1 rRNA gene is annotated in these 705 nt (G+C 55.5%); it reads left to right on the top strand.

Going from position 1 to position 705, the window contains the following annotated elements:
- A 23S ribosomal RNA gene (locus tag OGV83_RS00015) occupies window positions 1-693 on the top strand; the annotation flags it as partial.
- Window positions 694-705 lie beyond the last annotated feature (12 nt).

Raw genomic sequence — 705 nt, 5'->3', positions numbered from 1 at the left:
ATCCGGGTTGCGGACAGTGTCTGGTGGGTAGTTTGACTGGGGCGGTCTCCTCCTAAAGAGTAACGGAGGAGCACGAAGGTCAGCTAATCCTGGTCGGACATCAGGAGGTTAGTGCAATGGCATAAGCTGGCTTGACTGCGAGCGTGACGGCGCGAGCAGGTGCGAAAGCAGGTCATAGTGATCCGGTGGTTCTGAATGGAAGGGCCATCGCTCAACGGATAAAAGGTACTCCGGGGATAACAGGCTGATACCGCCCAAGAGTTCATATCGACGGCGGTGTTTGGCACCTCGATGTCGGCTCATCACATCCTGGGGCTGAAGTAGGTCCCAAGGGTATGGCTGTTCGCCATTTAAAGTGGTACGCGAGCTGGGTTTAGAACGTCGTGAGACAGTTCGGTCCCTATCTGCCGTGGGCGCTGGAGAACTGAGGGGGGCTGCTCCTAGTACGAGAGGACCGGAGTGGACGCATCACTGGTGTTCGGGTTGTCATGCCAATGGCACTGCCCGGTAGCTAAATGCGGAAGAGATAAGTGCTGAAAGCATCTAAGCACGAAACTTGCCCCGAGATGAGTTCTCCCTGACCCTTTAAGGGTCCTGAAGGAACGTTGAAGACGACGACGTTGATAGGCCGGGTGTGTAAGCGCAGCGATGCGTTGAGCTAACCGGTACTAATGAACCGTGAGGCTTAACCTTACAACGCCGAAG

Source organism: Citrobacter sp. CK189, assembly GCF_030333505.1.
Lineage (GTDB): Bacteria > Pseudomonadota > Gammaproteobacteria > Enterobacterales > Enterobacteriaceae > Citrobacter_B > Citrobacter_B koseri.
The sequence above is the reverse complement of the archived record's forward strand: the minus strand, read 5'-3'. Positions and strand labels throughout refer to the sequence as shown.